The 14762-nt window shown below is 28.6% G+C and carries 17 protein-coding genes; 14 read left to right on the plus strand and 3 right to left on the minus strand.

From position 1 onward, the window contains the following. The first annotated feature begins 62 nt into the window (after nucleotides 1-62). The 3 genes from Q0Y03_RS04540 (at nucleotide 63) to Q0Y03_RS04550 (ending at nucleotide 3026) form a co-directional block, all read left to right on the plus strand. A complete protein-coding gene (locus tag Q0Y03_RS04540; RefSeq protein ID WP_297712643.1) occupies nucleotides 63-1091 on the plus strand; it encodes a hypothetical protein in 1029 nt (342 codons plus the stop codon). 20 nt (nucleotides 1092-1111) lie between these two features. Continuing rightward, complete coding sequence (locus Q0Y03_RS04545; RefSeq protein WP_297712644.1) at nucleotides 1112-2437, plus strand: DnaB-like helicase C-terminal domain-containing protein; 1326 nt, start codon at nucleotides 1112-1114, stop codon at nucleotides 2435-2437. Between the two features lie 121 nt (nucleotides 2438-2558). Further along, nucleotides 2559-3026 carry a DUF3990 domain-containing protein gene (locus Q0Y03_RS04550; protein ID WP_297712645.1) on the plus strand — a complete coding sequence of 156 codons (468 nt, stop codon included), beginning with the start codon at nucleotides 2559-2561 and terminating at the stop codon, nucleotides 3024-3026. 411 nt (nucleotides 3027-3437) lie between these two features. Here Q0Y03_RS04550 and Q0Y03_RS04555 read toward each other — a convergent pair whose 3' ends face one another. Next, on the minus strand, nucleotides 3438-3845 hold the full coding sequence (locus tag Q0Y03_RS04555) for an Rpn family recombination-promoting nuclease/putative transposase (protein ID WP_297712646.1): 408 nt from the start codon (nucleotides 3843-3845) through the stop codon (nucleotides 3438-3440). Between the two features lie 312 nt (nucleotides 3846-4157). Here Q0Y03_RS04555 and Q0Y03_RS04560 point away from each other — a divergent pair, with 312 nt between their 5' ends. From Q0Y03_RS04560 to fsa, 7 genes are all read left to right on the plus strand, one after another. Next, nucleotides 4158-6077, plus strand: coding sequence for a PTS sugar transporter subunit IIA (locus tag Q0Y03_RS04560; protein WP_297712647.1), 1920 nt, complete (start codon nucleotides 4158-4160; stop codon nucleotides 6075-6077). Between the two features lie 17 nt (nucleotides 6078-6094). Further along, nucleotides 6095-6496 (plus strand): PTS sugar transporter subunit IIA, encoded by a 402-nt coding sequence (locus tag Q0Y03_RS04565; protein ID WP_133015221.1) that lies wholly within the window; start codon nucleotides 6095-6097, stop codon nucleotides 6494-6496. Nucleotide 6497: 1 nt separating this feature from the next. Next, on the plus strand, nucleotides 6498-6773 hold the full coding sequence (locus Q0Y03_RS04570; RefSeq protein ID WP_294129555.1) for a PTS sugar transporter subunit IIB: 276 nt from the start codon (nucleotides 6498-6500) through the stop codon (nucleotides 6771-6773). 52 nt (nucleotides 6774-6825) lie between these two features. Next, nucleotides 6826-8199, plus strand: coding sequence for a PTS ascorbate transporter subunit IIC (locus Q0Y03_RS04575; RefSeq protein WP_297712648.1), 1374 nt, complete (start codon nucleotides 6826-6828; stop codon nucleotides 8197-8199). Nucleotides 8200-8283: 84 nt separating this feature from the next. Beyond that, nucleotides 8284-9096, plus strand: a complete 813-nt coding sequence (locus tag Q0Y03_RS04580) for a transketolase (RefSeq protein WP_297712649.1) — start codon at nucleotides 8284-8286, stop codon at nucleotides 9094-9096. A gap of 12 nt (nucleotides 9097-9108) precedes the next feature. After that, nucleotides 9109-10035 (plus strand): transketolase family protein, encoded by a 927-nt coding sequence (locus Q0Y03_RS04585; protein ID WP_297712650.1) that lies wholly within the window; start codon nucleotides 9109-9111, stop codon nucleotides 10033-10035. Between the two features lie 33 nt (nucleotides 10036-10068). Continuing rightward, nucleotides 10069-10707 (plus strand): fructose-6-phosphate aldolase, encoded by a 639-nt coding sequence (gene fsa / locus Q0Y03_RS04590; protein WP_297712651.1) that lies wholly within the window; start codon nucleotides 10069-10071, stop codon nucleotides 10705-10707. Nucleotides 10708-10842: 135 nt separating this feature from the next. Here the strand turns inward: fsa and Q0Y03_RS04595 are convergent, their stop codons facing one another. Both Q0Y03_RS04595 and Q0Y03_RS04600 read right to left on the minus strand, forming a co-directional pair. Next, on the minus strand, nucleotides 10843-11937 hold the full coding sequence (locus tag Q0Y03_RS04595; protein WP_297712652.1) for a 6-phospho-alpha-glucosidase: 1095 nt from the start codon (nucleotides 11935-11937) through the stop codon (nucleotides 10843-10845). After that, on the minus strand, nucleotides 11900-12328 hold the full coding sequence (locus tag Q0Y03_RS04600) for a PTS transporter subunit EIIC (RefSeq protein WP_297712653.1): 429 nt from the start codon (nucleotides 12326-12328) through the stop codon (nucleotides 11900-11902). Before Q0Y03_RS04600 ends, Q0Y03_RS04595 begins: the two co-directional genes overlap by 38 nt. An 805-nt stretch (nucleotides 12329-13133) precedes the next feature. On the opposite strand from Q0Y03_RS04600, the gene Q0Y03_RS04605 reads away from it, so the two are divergent. The 4 genes from Q0Y03_RS04605 to Q0Y03_RS04620 all read left to right on the plus strand — a co-directional run bounded on the left by Q0Y03_RS04605 (nucleotide 13134) and on the right by Q0Y03_RS04620 (nucleotide 14697). Next, on the plus strand, nucleotides 13134-13619 hold the full coding sequence (locus tag Q0Y03_RS04605; protein ID WP_297712654.1) for a hypothetical protein: 486 nt from the start codon (nucleotides 13134-13136) through the stop codon (nucleotides 13617-13619). Continuing rightward, nucleotides 13609-13995: a nucleotidyltransferase domain-containing protein gene (locus tag Q0Y03_RS04610; protein ID WP_297712655.1), complete on the plus strand. Its 387-nt coding sequence runs from the start codon at nucleotides 13609-13611 to the stop codon at nucleotides 13993-13995. Before Q0Y03_RS04605 ends, Q0Y03_RS04610 begins: the two co-directional genes overlap by 11 nt. Nucleotides 13996-14241: 246 nt before the next feature. Next, complete coding sequence (locus Q0Y03_RS04615; protein WP_297712656.1) at nucleotides 14242-14460, plus strand: DUF1659 domain-containing protein; 219 nt, start codon at nucleotides 14242-14244, stop codon at nucleotides 14458-14460. A 21-nt stretch (nucleotides 14461-14481) separates the two neighbouring features. Next, nucleotides 14482-14697 carry a DUF2922 domain-containing protein gene (locus Q0Y03_RS04620; RefSeq protein ID WP_297712657.1) on the plus strand — a complete coding sequence of 72 codons (216 nt, stop codon included), beginning with the start codon at nucleotides 14482-14484 and terminating at the stop codon, nucleotides 14695-14697. Nucleotides 14698-14762 lie beyond the last annotated feature (65 nt).

Raw genomic sequence — 14762 nt, forward strand, 5'->3', positions numbered from 1 at the left:
CTATACCCTGGGATGTTGGAAAAATCACATCTCTAGGGTATATAGAAAGGTGGGTTTAAGTTATGGAAAAGCATTTAGATATATTACATAAGCTTGTATTAGATAAGGGAATTAACAGAAGAGAAAGAGACATGCTTATTGCGTTAAAGGCATTTGATTTTGAAGACAGTAATGTTATTTCGGTAGGATTACAGACTTTATTAGATTATTTTTGTATTAAAAATAAGGAATCTATTTATAGTGTGTTGAGAACATTACAATCTAAGAATTATATAAGAATTGAAAAGAAAAATGGAATGAGAAATGTATATGTGATAATAAAGGATTATTTGTTGGGTAAGTATGTTGAAGATAGTGGATACAATGGTGAAACTAGTGATGCACAGGGTAGTTACACTAGTGTACCTAGTTGTGAAGAAAGTAGGTACACTGATGAAACTAGTGGAATAAGTGGATATGCTGATGTATCTGGTTGTGAGAAAGGTAGATACAAAGATGTACCTAGTACTAGATACGATGATGTATCTGGTGATGCACAGGGTAGTTACATTGGTGTACCTAGTTGTGAAGAAAGTAGGTACACTGATGTAACTGGTGATATAAGTGGACATGATGATGTATCTGGTTGTGATGAAGGTAGATACAAGGATGTACCTGGTACTGGATACGCTGATGTATCTAGTAATGGCCAAGGGGGATACGATAATGTATCTACTTCACATAATAATATATATATAAATAAAAATAATAATAAAATATATATAAATATAATTAATCATTGGAATAGTAAGAAAATAGGTAAATCTGTTAGTTTAAATATTAAAGTTATAGATAGTATAAATAAGGCTATGACTAAATATAACTTTGATGAAATTAAAAAAGCAATTGATAATTATGCCAAGGTTTATAACAGTGATTATTTCTATGATTTTCAGTGGCACTTGTCATACTTTTTAACTAGGGATAATGCTATAGGAAAGTTTGTTGACAATGGAGATATATGGCTGAGATATAAGAAAAAATATTATACTCTTAGGGATGAATATGAGGAGTGGGGAATAAATACAGAGGATTATATAAATAGTATATAAGATTATAGGGGGAGAATATTATGTTAGATAATGGTCAAGTACAATTAGAGCAAGAAATATTAAGTTCAATTCTTAAAAATAGTGAACTTATAATAACAGCAAAGGAAGTTATAAAGCCGTATATGTTTTTGTACGAGCCTCATGTAAATATTTATTTAGGTATTATGGAAATGGTTAATAAAAAAATGTCTATTGATTTGGTTAACTTTTTAGAATATCAAAGAGAAAATATTAATTCTATGGATGGAGTTTCTTATGTTACAGAAATATATACTTGCAATCCAAGTGATTCTGGGTTCAATACAAAGCTTGAGCTACTTATTAGGGGATATAAAAAGCATTTGTATGTTGAAATGGGTAATAAGATTTTAAGAGGTATGTCTATTGATGAAATTGAGGCTGAGGTTGAAAATACTAAGGTTAATATTCATAAATGCCAAATTAAGAAGGAATTAGATATAACACAAGAATATGATGAGTATTTAACTTGGCTTTATAATGAGAATAGGGATGAAGGGATAAAAAGTGGATTTTATTATATTGATAAATATTTGGGGAATTTTCAAAAGGGAAGGCTTATTACTGTTTTTGCTAGAAGTGGTGTTGGGAAAAGTACATTTTCTATACAGGCAGCAGCTAATATGGTTTTTAGTGGAGCAAAGGTTTTTTATGGTAGTGCAGAAATGAGTACTAATCAAATATTTAATAAGATGGCAGCAAGTGCATTATCATTATCTAGTAATTCTATTGATGAGGATAGTATTTTGGTTGAGCAAAAGGACAGTATTTCTAAGCTTATGGCTAAGTTAATGAGTAGTAGTTTTTATGTTTCTACTGAAACTGATCTTGATAAGTTTATTCATGAGATAAAAGTGTATAAGCTTCAAAATAATTTAGATGTTGTTTTTGTTGATTATATTAATAAGTATGTTGATTTTGGTGAAAAGGATATTATGACAAATAAGCTTGGGAAGATTAGTGGTAAACTTAAGACTTTAGCTATGAATGAGGATATATGTGTAGTTTTGGTGGCTCAGGCTAATAGGGTAGTTGATAAGAGAACAGGAGATATTGCAGTTGAGAAGATTGATTCTAGTGATATTCAAGATAGTGCTAGAATTGAACAGGATAGTGATCAAGTTATTGCTCTTTATAGGAATATTAAGCTTGATGATAAGCAGTATAGAGACATGCTATTTAAGCAGGGTAAGCTTAATTATAATTCTAAGGAGGCGGATAAGAATCCTGAATGTATGAATGCTGTTATTATTAAGAATAGACATGGGCAACGTGGAACTTGTGCATTGAGATGGAATGGGAGGTATTCACGAGTTAGTGATTTTTAGGGATTTGTAATAAGGTCATCTTAATAAAGTAGATTTTGTGTTTATAAATAAATATTTAGGTTATATAATATATATAGGTTTATAAAAAACTTATATATGATAGAAGTTGGAGGAGTTAACTATGGTAAAGAGTTCAGAAATTATATATCATGGAAGTTATATGGAGATAGAATTTCCTGAAATCCGAAAACATAGATTTACAAAAGATTTTTCTTGGGGGTTTTATTGCACTAAAATAAAGGAGCAAGCAGAAAGATGGGCAGAAAAGTTTAATACTTCAATAGTAAATGTTTATGAAGTTAAGGATATTGATTCTTTAAATATTAAAAGGTTTGAAGATTATACTGATGAATGGCTTGAGTTTGTAGTTAAATGTCGTAGTGGAAGTACTCATGAATACGATGTGGTTATAGGTCCTATGGCAGATGATACTATCTATGACTATATTGAAGCATATACACATGGGCAAATGAATAAGGAGAAGTTTTTCGAGTTAATGAAATTTAAATATCCTACTCATCAAATAAGTTTTCATACAATTAAAGCTTTAGATTGTATAAATTTTAGAGAAAGTTATGAAGTTCATTAAAAATCCGACGGATCCAGTAAATTTCCAGTTGTATTTTAAAAATGAATGATGAAAATATTGAATTTAATAATACTGTAGAATTGATACCAGGAATATATGATATAAGGGCATTAGATGTTGTACTTAGATCAGAAACTGAAAGTATAATCTAGTGATGGGGAAATAGAGGATATATATACTAATAGTACATCTTTACCTGAATATTTAAATAAAGATAAGAGTAAAGGAATAAAGTATAGTGATAAAAGTCAAAGATAATAAGTGAAACTAACTTCAAGTCGGGAGAGTAGATAGATTTGTTTATTACTAGAGTGTAAAATAATCTGTGTAAACTCTTGTAAATAATGAGCAATTTTCAAAATCTAAATTTTATTTAGTTTACACAAAGTTTTTTACAGGGCCCCATTTCATCTATAATAATTTTTCTATCTCAATTTTTTCTAATCCTGTAATACTACTAATAGTATTTATATCAAGTCCCGCTTTCAAAGAATTTTTAGCTACTTCTATAGCTTTATTTTTCTCTCCCTCCTTTTTCCCAATTTCATTTCCAATTTCTATTCCCTTTTCTTCAGCATTTTCAAGAGCGCTTACTTTATCTAATAACGCAGCCCTTCTATCTTCATATTTCATTCTTTCTTTATCATTAGCACTTAATCTTAGTAATTCACTTTTTGCCTCTCTGATTTCTTGTATAGTCATTTCAGCTTTTTCAAGTTTATTACTTATTGGATTTTCTATAAATTCCATCCATGCATCAAATACATCTTTTATTTCTTCATTTTTAGGTAATTTAGGTAATTCTATAAATTTAGTCAATCTAAATCAACTCCTTATTAACCGCAATATCTTATTTATATTATACTATGTTGATAAGATAAAGTAACTTTAATTTTTAATACCCCAAATATTTTATCTTTTCTGAAATATATAAATTTTATAAGCTAGTTACTATTTTTATATCATTAATAAAATATATTGTAGAAAATAAGTGAAATTAGTATTAAATAGGTATTTCGATGTATAATTACCATAAATAAAAGTTGCCACAATTAAGGAAAACAATTGGTATAGTTTAAAGTTAAGAAAACGAATACAATAATATTGTAAGGTAGCTAAGGAGGTAAAGGGTTGATAATTCTTACTAAAAGACAAATAAAAATAACTAACTTTCTAGAAAATAAACTAGAATGGACAACTATAGAAAATATAGCTAAAGCATTTGATGTCAGTGAAAGAACAATACGAAATGATTTAGATTCTATAGGAGCATTTTTACAAAAAAATAATATTGAATTAGAAAGAAAGCCAAGATTAGGAGTTAAGATTAACTTAAAAAGAAATCAAAATATCAACAATATACTGAAAGAGTGTACTAATAAGTTATATACAGCTGATGATAGAGTTATTATGATAGCAATAATATTGTTAATAAGAAATAGTACAACTATTGAAAAATTATCAGATTATATCCAAGTAAGTAAAAATACATTAGTAAATGATTTGAAAGCATCTGAAGAAATATTAAAGAGTTTAGATGTTGAACTTGCCAAAAAATCATATTATGGAATCACTACAAAAGAAAATAATTATGAAAAGGTAGCAAATGCTTTCTTAGTATTATTCCATAAGCTTGAAGAGAGATATGAATATGAAGTATACAAGCTTTTGTATGAAAATAACAGCTTAGATAAAAACATAATACGAAACATTATAGAAGCTGTTGAAGAAAATAATGATATTCAATATACAGAAGAAGCTTATGAAGAGCTAGAAATAATTTTATTATTAACTATGTATAAAAGTATAAATTCCAAGAGTGAAGATGAAAATTATAAAAGTAATTTATTAACTAAAGAAAGTGTTTTTCTAAAAGAAATTATAGAAAAGTTTTCACTAGTAAAAGTTAATGATGAAAGAATATCTTATTTGTTTAAAGTATTTAAAGGAGCTAAAAGATCTAAGTATATTACTGAAAATAAAGAAGAATTAGATGTTGTTGTTAATGAGATAGTAGAAGAGCTATGCGAAATACTTAATATTAAAGTTGATAATGATAATGATAATGAATTTTTAATGCAAATGGCAATGCACTTAAATGTAGCAATCTATAGATTGAAAAATAATTTGATAATAAGTAATCCTATGTTAGAAGAGATTAAGTATAAAATGTCTTTCATATATAATGTTACAGAAAAGGTATTAAATAATAAAAAGAAAGTTATTGGAGTGGAGTTTCCAGATGCAGAAATAGCATATATGGCAATGTATTTTGAAACTTTATTTGAAAAGTATGTTAAAGGTAATTTAAATTCTAAAATTTTAATTGTATGTAATGGAGGATTAGCAACATCAAGTTTATTAAAGTCTAGAATAAATTTAATGATACCAGAAGTAACTATTGAGGGTATATGTAGATTAAAAGATGTTAATTACTATTTAAATAATACTGATATCGACTTTGTAGTAACTACAGTACCATTAGAACTAAAGGAATATAAAGTTATAAAAGTAAGTCCATTATTAGAGATTGAAGATTTAGAGAGAATTAAAGCTGAAATTTATAATAAGTGGTATGAAAAGAATTGTAAGTATTTAATTGAGAAAGTTAAAAGTGAAGATACAACTGATATAGCAAGAATAATACCTGAAAAATATGCTCAGTTTAATTTAGTTATAGATGATTGGAGAGAAGCTATAAAAGTAGCATCTCAACCTTTAGTAAAATCTAAAAAAATAAAACAAGCTTATATTTCAGACATGATAAGAGTTGTAGAAACATTAGGAAATTACATGGTTTTCATTCCGGAAATCGCATTTGTACATGCTCCGCCAGAAAATGTTATAGATAATGGAGTTAGTTTATTAACATTAAAAGAACCATTAGAGTTTGGAGTTAAAAATAAAGTAACTATAAAAGCAATAGTAGTTTTAGCTAATAAAGAAGAAAGTAAAAGCTTAGTTTCACTAGTAAATATACTGATGAAAGGTAGTAATGTAGATAAATTTAAATCTGCAACAAAATATGAAGAAATAAAAAAACTAGTATAAGAAGTAGGGGGAGGAAAATGTTTGTAAAAATAATAGATGAGGTCAAGGATTACACTGAGGCAATAAAAATATCTTGTGATACTTTAGAAAATGAAGGAATCATAGAGGAAAGATATTATGATTCAATAATAAAAAAAATAGATGAATTTGGTCCTTATTTTTGTATAGCTGATGGGGTATGTATGCCTCATGCCAGACCAGAAGATGGTGCTATAAAAGAAGGATTATGTATATTAAAGTTAAATAAGCCAGTAGATTTTTTAGGGAAACAAATAAGTATGTTTTTTACACTATCTGCAAGGGATAATGATTCACATTTAGGGTTATTAAGAAAAATTGCAGAAGTTTGTATGGATAAAAATAAATTTAATAAATTAATGAAAATAAATAATGAAAAAGAGTTAATGGAGGTATTTTAAAATGAAAAGAATAATGGCAGTATGTGGTTCAGGGTTAGGTTCAAGCTTTATGGTGGAAATGAATATAACAGATGTATTAAATGAATTAGGTGTATCAGGAGAATATGAAGCAAGTCATACTTCTTTAGCAGATGTAACACCATCAGATGCAGATATTTTTGTTACAGGAGCAGATTTAGCTGATAGTGCAAGTCATTTACCAGAGCTTATAGTATTAGATTCATTATTAGATAGAGATGAATTAAAAAATAAGATAAAAGAAAAGTTAGGATTATAAAAGATATATTTCTATTGGATAAGTTTCATAAAAAATACAGGAGGAATTAGTAATGACAGGTTTTTTAAAAGTATTGGTTGATCTTGTATCACAACCATCAATTTTGGTTGGAATAATAGTTTTAGTTGGATTATTACTTCAGAAAAAAGATTTAGATGTAATTATTAAATCTACATTAAAGGCGATGGTTGGTTTTTTAGTTATTAGTGCAGCTGCAAATGTTATAACAAGTTCATTAACACCGTTTGGAACTATGTTCTCACATGCATTTAATATATCTGGTGTTATTCCAAACAATGAAGCAGTTGTTGCTTTAGCTATTGATGAGTTTGGAACAGCAACAGCTTTAATTATGGCATTTGGAATGATAGCCAATATTATTATAGCTAGATTCACGAAATTTAAGTATATTTTCTTAACTGGGCACCATACATTATATCTAGCTTGTATGATAGCAGTTATATTAGCATCTGGAGGAATGGCAGGAGTACAATTAATTTTTACAGGTGCAATTGCATTAGGTTTAATAATGGTACTATCTCCAGCAATATTACAGCCTTTCATGAAGAAGATAACAAAAAATGATTCTGTTGCATTAGGACATTTTTCAGGTGTAGGATATGCTTTATCAGCATTAATTGGAAAAGCTGTAGGTAAAAATTCAAAATCAACTGAAGAAATGAAAGTACCAAAATCTTTAAGTTTCTTAAGAGATTCAGTTGTATCTATTTCACTTACAATGGTTGTTTTATATTTAGTAGTTGCAATTGTATCAGGGCCAACATTTGTTGAAAGTGAATTATCAGGTGGAGATAACTATATAGTATATTCTTTAATTCAAGCATTAACATTCTCTGCAGGATTTATATTAATTCAAAATGGAGTTAGATTAGTACTTAATGAAATAGTTCCAGCATTTAAAGGAATTTCAAGCAAATTAGTTCCTAACTCAAAACCAGCATTAGATTGCCCAATAGTATTCCCATATGCTCAAAATGCAGTATTAATTGGATTTATATTCTCATTCTTAGGTGGAATAGTATCTATGATAGCTTTAGGAGCTTTAGGATTAGTTGTAATAATACCAGGGGTTGTACCACACTTCTTCTGTGGAGCTACATCAGCAGTTTTCGGAAATGCTACAGGTGGTAGAAGAGGAGCTATTTTAGGATCTTTTGTGAACGGTATATTAATATCATTCTTACCAGTAGGTTTATTACCTGTACTTGGAAACTTAGGAATAGCAAATTCAACATTCTCAGATGCGGATTTTGCTGTATCAGGAATTTTCTTAGGAAAAGTTCAAGAATATATTGGTGGTACAGGCTTAACTATAACATTAGTTGCTATAGTTGCAGTATTAGTTGTAATTAGCTTAGTAAGTAAGGATAAAGAAGTTAAGGTTAAAAATACAGAAACAGTTTAAATAGTGTGTAGATTTAAGATTGAGGAATTTATTGATTCCTCAATTTTTATACAAAAATATAAATAGAAAAGGAGAATTTTATTAATGAATAAAGATAAATTAGTTGAAATATCAAAGAATTTAAGAAAAGACATAATAGAAACAATAAATAAAGCAGGTTCAGGACATCCTGGCGGTTCCCTTTCTATTATAGATATACTTTCGTATTTATATTTTGAAAAGATGAATATAGATGTATCAAATCCTAAGTATGAAGAGAGAGATAGATTTGTATTAAGTAAAGGACATGCAGCTCCAGCTTTATATGTTACTCTTGCTGAAAAAGGTTTCTTTGATAAAGAAGAATTAAATCATTTAAGAGAACTTGGTTCTATTCTTCAAGGGCATCCTGATGCAAAGAAGTGTCCAGGTGTAGATATTTGTACAGGATCTTTAGGTCAAGGTTTTTCAAATGCATGTGGTATTGCTTTAGGAAATAAACTTAATAATTATAATTCTAAAACTTATGTTGTATTAGGAGATGGAGAGCTTCAAGAGGGAATAGTTTGGGAAGCTATGATGGCTGCAGCAAAATATAAGCTTGATAATTTAGTTGCTATAGTTGATAAAAACAACATCCAATTAGATGGAAGAGTTTCAGATATAATGCCTTTAGATAATTTAGAAACTAGAATTTCTGATTTTGGATGGCATGTAGTTCAATGTGATGGTCATGATTTTGATGATATAAATAGAGCTTTTAATGAAATAGAAGAAGTTAAGGATAAACCTAAATGTATAATTGCAAATACTATTAAGGGAAAAGGTGTTTCATTTATGGAAGATAATGTGGCATGGCATGGTGTTGCACCAAATAAAGAACAAACTGAAATGGCTATAGAAGAAATAGTACGATAGGGGGAAGTATTAATGAAGAGAGCAACAAGAGATTCTTATGGACATACTTTAGTAGAACTAGGAAAAGAAAATAAAAATATAGTAGCTTTAGAGGGAGATTTATCAAAGGCTACTAAATCAGAATTTTTCTCAAAGGAATTTCCTGATAGATTTTTTAATATAGGAATTGCAGAACAAAATATGATTGCTATGGCAGCTGGTTTATCAACTACAGGAAAGATACCATTTGCTTCAACATTTGCAGTTTTTGCTGCTGGTAGAGCATTTGAAATAATAAGAAATTCTGTTTGTTATCCAAAAGCTAATGTAAAGATAGCAGCTACTCATGCTGGAATAACTGTAGGTCCAGATGGAGGTTCTCATCAGGCTATAGAAGATATTGCTTTAATGTGTTCACTTCCTAATATTATAGTGTTATCACCTGCTGATGATATTGAAGCTTGCAAGTGTGTTAGAGCAGCAGCAAATATTAACTCACCTGTTTATATAAGATTAGGAAGAATACCACTAGATGATATATATGATAATAATTATGATTTCCAAATTGGAAAAGGTAGTGAATTAGTTTCTGGTAATGATGTAACTATTATAGCAACAGGAATTATGGTTCATAAAGCTTTAAAGGCAGCAGAAGAATTAAAGGCTGAAGGTATTAATGCTAGAGTTATCAATATATCTACAATTAAGCCTATAGATGAAGAAATTATAATTAAGGCTGCAAAAGAAACTAAAGGTATAGTAACTGTAGAAGAACACTCTGTTATTGGTGGACTTGGAGATAGAGTTTCATCTGTAGTTTGTAGTAATTACCCTGTATTAGTTAAAAAAATTGGTGTTAATGATGTATTTGGTGAGTCTGGTAATCCTGATTCATTATTAGAAAAGCATGGATTAACTGTTGAAAATATTAAAAATACAACAATGAGTATACTTAAGTAGTTTTATATAAATAAAAGTTTGGAGGGATGTAATATGAAAATATTTATTGATACGGCAAATGTAGATGAAATTAGAGAAGCTGCAACATGGGGAGTTTTAGATGGAGTTACAACTAATCCATCATTAATTGCAAAAGAGGGTAGAGATTTAACAGAAGTAATTAATGAAATATGCTCAATTGTTAATGGTCCTATTAGTGCTGAGGTTATTAGTTTAGAACATGAAAAGATGGTTGAAGAGGCCTTGGAATTAGTAAAGATTCATGAGAATATTGTTATTAAGATACCTATGTGTATTGAAGGGTTAAAGGCAGTTAATATTTTAAGTTCAAAAGGAATTAAAACTAATGTTACTTTAATATTCTCATCTCAACAAGCTTTAATGGCGGCAAAGGCTGGAGCTACTTATGTTAGTCCTTTTGTTGGAAGATTAGATGATGTTGGAATGGATGGAACTGAATTAATAAGTGAAATTGCTAACATATTTAAGATTCAAGGTATTAAAACTGAAATTATTTCTGCAAGTATTAGAAATCCGATACATGCTTCTAAGTGTGCAGCCGCTCAAGCTGATATTGCAACTATTCCATTTAATGTATTAAAGCAAATGTGTTTGCATCCATTAACTGATGTAGGAATTGAAAAATTCCTAAAAGATGCAAAAGTAAATTAAATATGTATTAATTCACTGCATATAATAAGAGTTTCTTAGAAGAAAAATCTTATTACATTATTATTCTAAATACAAAAGGATCTACGCACTAATTATTTAGTGCGTAGATCCATGTTTCTCCTGTTATAATAAAGCTTATTTTAATTCAGGCCATAAACCTTTATTAGCTGCGTATAATTCATCTAACACCTTTTTACCAACAGTATAATTAGGGATTGTTTTATTAAGCATCACAGCTTCTAAAGCTTTTTGGTAAGAGCCAGACAATGCTGCGTCAACTGTCAATTTTTCATATGCTTTTTGCATTTCCATCAAGCCCTTTTGGAAAGCTGGTATTTCACCAATATTGATAGTTTCAGCTCCCATTGAACCAATATAAGCTGGAGTCTCAACAACTGCTTCTGGATCAAAGTTAGATATTGCACCATTATTCTTTTTATTAACTATAAATCTCTCTCTAGTATTATGAATAATCGCATAAGCAATATCGACAATATAATTACCATGAACCCCTGCATGTAGTGAAGAATCTTTAGCAGATCCTTCTGCAATAACTCGGCGACATTCATCATAAATACGTTTTTCTCTACCTTGCATTACATAATCTCCACGAGTAAAGGAAGGATCATCATGAGCCACCATTTCATCTGGAGTTAAATAATACTGTAAGTAGCAATTAGGGAAATACTCTGGAAAACGCTTAAACAAGCTAATCATTTGTTTATAAGTATCCACCCAATACTGATCTCCCACAGTTTCATCATTTGACATTAAAAGTGTATCAATTTTACCAGAAAGAACATCTTTACGTAATTGTGGCAACAAATCAACCCCATTTTCATCATAGACATTGCTCCACCAACCAAAATGATTTAGTCCAAAGTATTTAAATGTTAAATCGTGATGCTCCTTATTAAAGTACTTTGCAATGGCTCCTTCAATTGAAATCGGCATATCACAAATGCATAAAACATTAGCTTCAGGAAACTCTCTATAAATTGCTTCTGATAAAATAGCCTCTGGATTTGTATAGTTTAAAATCCAAGCCTTAGGACAAATTTCTTTTACCTTTTTTATGATTTCTAGAACAGCTGGTATTACTCTCATAGCAAAGGAGAATCCACCTAATCCACAAGTTTCTTGACCAACAACACCATTATTTAAACAAATTTTTTCATCAATAGCTCTTTGTTTATCTATTTTCTGGACGTGCTGTTTTCCAAAGTGCAAAGGCAATACCTATTGGTAAAGAAATAGAACCAAAGTTTGATAAATAACCTATAGATGGATGCATAGTTGTGATTTGACTTACATTTCCTAGTTCTGCTAACCAGATATTGAATGCACCGTTATATACTTGACCTGCAATTTCTGCAGTACCACCAAGTGGAGTATAAAAAATTGGCATCCATAAGAAATGGTGTAAACCTAATGGTAAAAGTAAACGATTTAAGAATCCATAGAAGAAAAATCCTACTGATCCTGCTGTTGTAGTTGTTTTTACAACTGCTTCAACAACTGAGTTAACTATTGGCCAAACATAAGTAAGTCCTATTGCAAATAGAATTGTTGCAAATACAATAAGTATATAAACAGACTTTGTACCAGAGTATGGAGACAAGTACCTATGTAGTTTAATTTTTCATAATCTCCCTCTTTCATTAAATATGTTTTCTTAGTTATATGACCATTACTCTTCAATTGACATTCGTACTATTGCACAAATCAACTATACCTCTCAGTCTTCAATTAGTCGATTAGCAAAAAGGGCAGGCTTTAATAATTTTAAAGAACTAATTTTTTTCCTTTCAAAGGAATTTTCATATAAATCAACAAATCAATTAGAAACATTACCCTTTGTGATGGTAAATCAAGGTTGGGATAAAATAGATAATTATTTTAATAATGCTTTCTAAAGCAAAAAAATATATTTGTTTGGCGAAGGGTTTTGCCAAATGTTAGTTAATTATACTTATCGTAAATTACTATTGAAAAAAATTTATGCTATTGACTTAAACGGCGTGGAAATCAGTTTAGTGTCAGATAAAACACCTTATATATTAATTACATTTTCAGAATCAGGTGAAAATAAAAATGGTTTAATAAAAATGGAATAATGTAAGCATTATGGTGATAAAGTTATCATAAATGTAAAGTACTAATTTTTAAAGCCAAGCTTTATATATAAATCAAGCGACAAGCTTATATGAGAATATGAGTTTGTCGCTGTTTTTTGTTAAATTAATTCCTTATCAAGGGTAATATCTTATCTATATTATACTATGTTGATAAGATAAAGTAACTTTAATTTTCAATACCTACAATATTTTATCTTTTTTGAAATATATAAATTTTATTTATATATTTCAGAAAAGGTATATAATAATGATATATAGGAAAATATATCAATCTAGGAAGTGATTATAATGATGATACGTATTAACTCAATGAGATTTCAGAATATAGTAAATAATTATATTGAAATATTAAATGATTTAGAAGAAGATTACTATTTATATGATACATTAAAAGAAGATGACAAGTTCTACAAGCAAGTATCTAATTCTTTTAGAAATAACATGAAAGAGATGTATACTATTTTTGAAGATTATTTAGCATTTTCATTGAGTTCTGTAGGAGTAGCAGTAACAGATAAGAAGTTAAGGGATTATATATTAAATGCATTTGAATTAAAAATAATTCCAGAGGATTTTTATGAGTTTTATAATAAAACATTAAATATTAGAAATACATTTGCTCATCAATATAAGAAGCCTACAACAAAAGAATTAATAAAATTATATAAAAATAATAAAAGCGTTTTAGAAAACTTTAAGATATTTATGGAAGAAAGACTTAAGGATAATATTAAAAATAATAGAAAGGATTTATTATCTTTATATGATGAATAATAATGAAATAACAAAAGTAATACATGAAACTTTCACAAGGGATGATATTGATGCTTGTTATATTTTCGGAAGCTTTTTAACTAATAGATTTACAGAGGAATCTGATATAGATATTGCAATACTTGGTAGCATTGAGTTAGAAGACAGACTTTATATAGAAGGAATTTTAGAAGAAAAGCTAGGGAGAGCTATAGATTTAGTTAATATAGAGGAATTACCAAAGAACATGCAATTACAAATTATAAGTAGGAATAAGAAGGTTATATTTAAGGATAATGAAAATACTGATAGGTATTTATATGAATTAAATAAATGGTATAAAGAGGAGTATCCTTTTTGGGTGAAAATGCAAAGAGAGATTGGATATGAAATATAGAAATTGATGAAGGAATTTTATATAGAAATATAAAATTAGAAATAAATAAATGATTTATTGGGCTGTCGCACTAAAAAAATTATACACAATATATTGTAGTATTTATTCTTAATGCAACAGCCTTTTTTGTAATTATAAAAAAATAAACAAATAAAAATGTAAAAAATCTATTTCAATGGATATGTATTAATTGTAAGGCAAATAAATAAAAAGCTTACAATAAAAAGTGAAATGGAGGAATTTATTATGGCAAACAAGGCTTTAGAAAGCACAGTACTATCAATTGAAGTACAATCAGGAAGTGATAAGGATGGTAATCCAACCTACACAAAAAAGAAAATAGGTAACTTAGTAGCAGATGCAGAACTTGCAAAAGTTCAAGCAGTAGCTTCATTAGTGGCAGATTTACTTAGTGCAAATACTAGAAATTTCTATGTAACTGAATTATCTCAAATTCAAGAATAATAAAAGCGGGGTGTGTGAATTATGGAATATACATTAACAATGACATTTTTAACTGAAACAGGGGAAAAAGCTAATATATCTATTTCAGATGTTAAAGCTGGAATAACAAATGATGAGGCTAAAGCTTTAATGGACAGTTTAATTGAAAATAACATTTTTGAAAACAGCAAAGGAAGACTAGTTTCTAAGTATTCAGCTCAAGTAACAGAAAGACAAGTTACTAAGTTTACTGTTTAGTAATTTGAATTAAATATAAAGCGACAAGCTTATATGAAAATATGAGTTTGTCGCTGTTTTTTCGT

The organism is Clostridium sp., assembly GCF_026168755.1.
Classification (GTDB): domain Bacteria; phylum Bacillota; class Clostridia; order Clostridiales; family Clostridiaceae; genus Clostridium.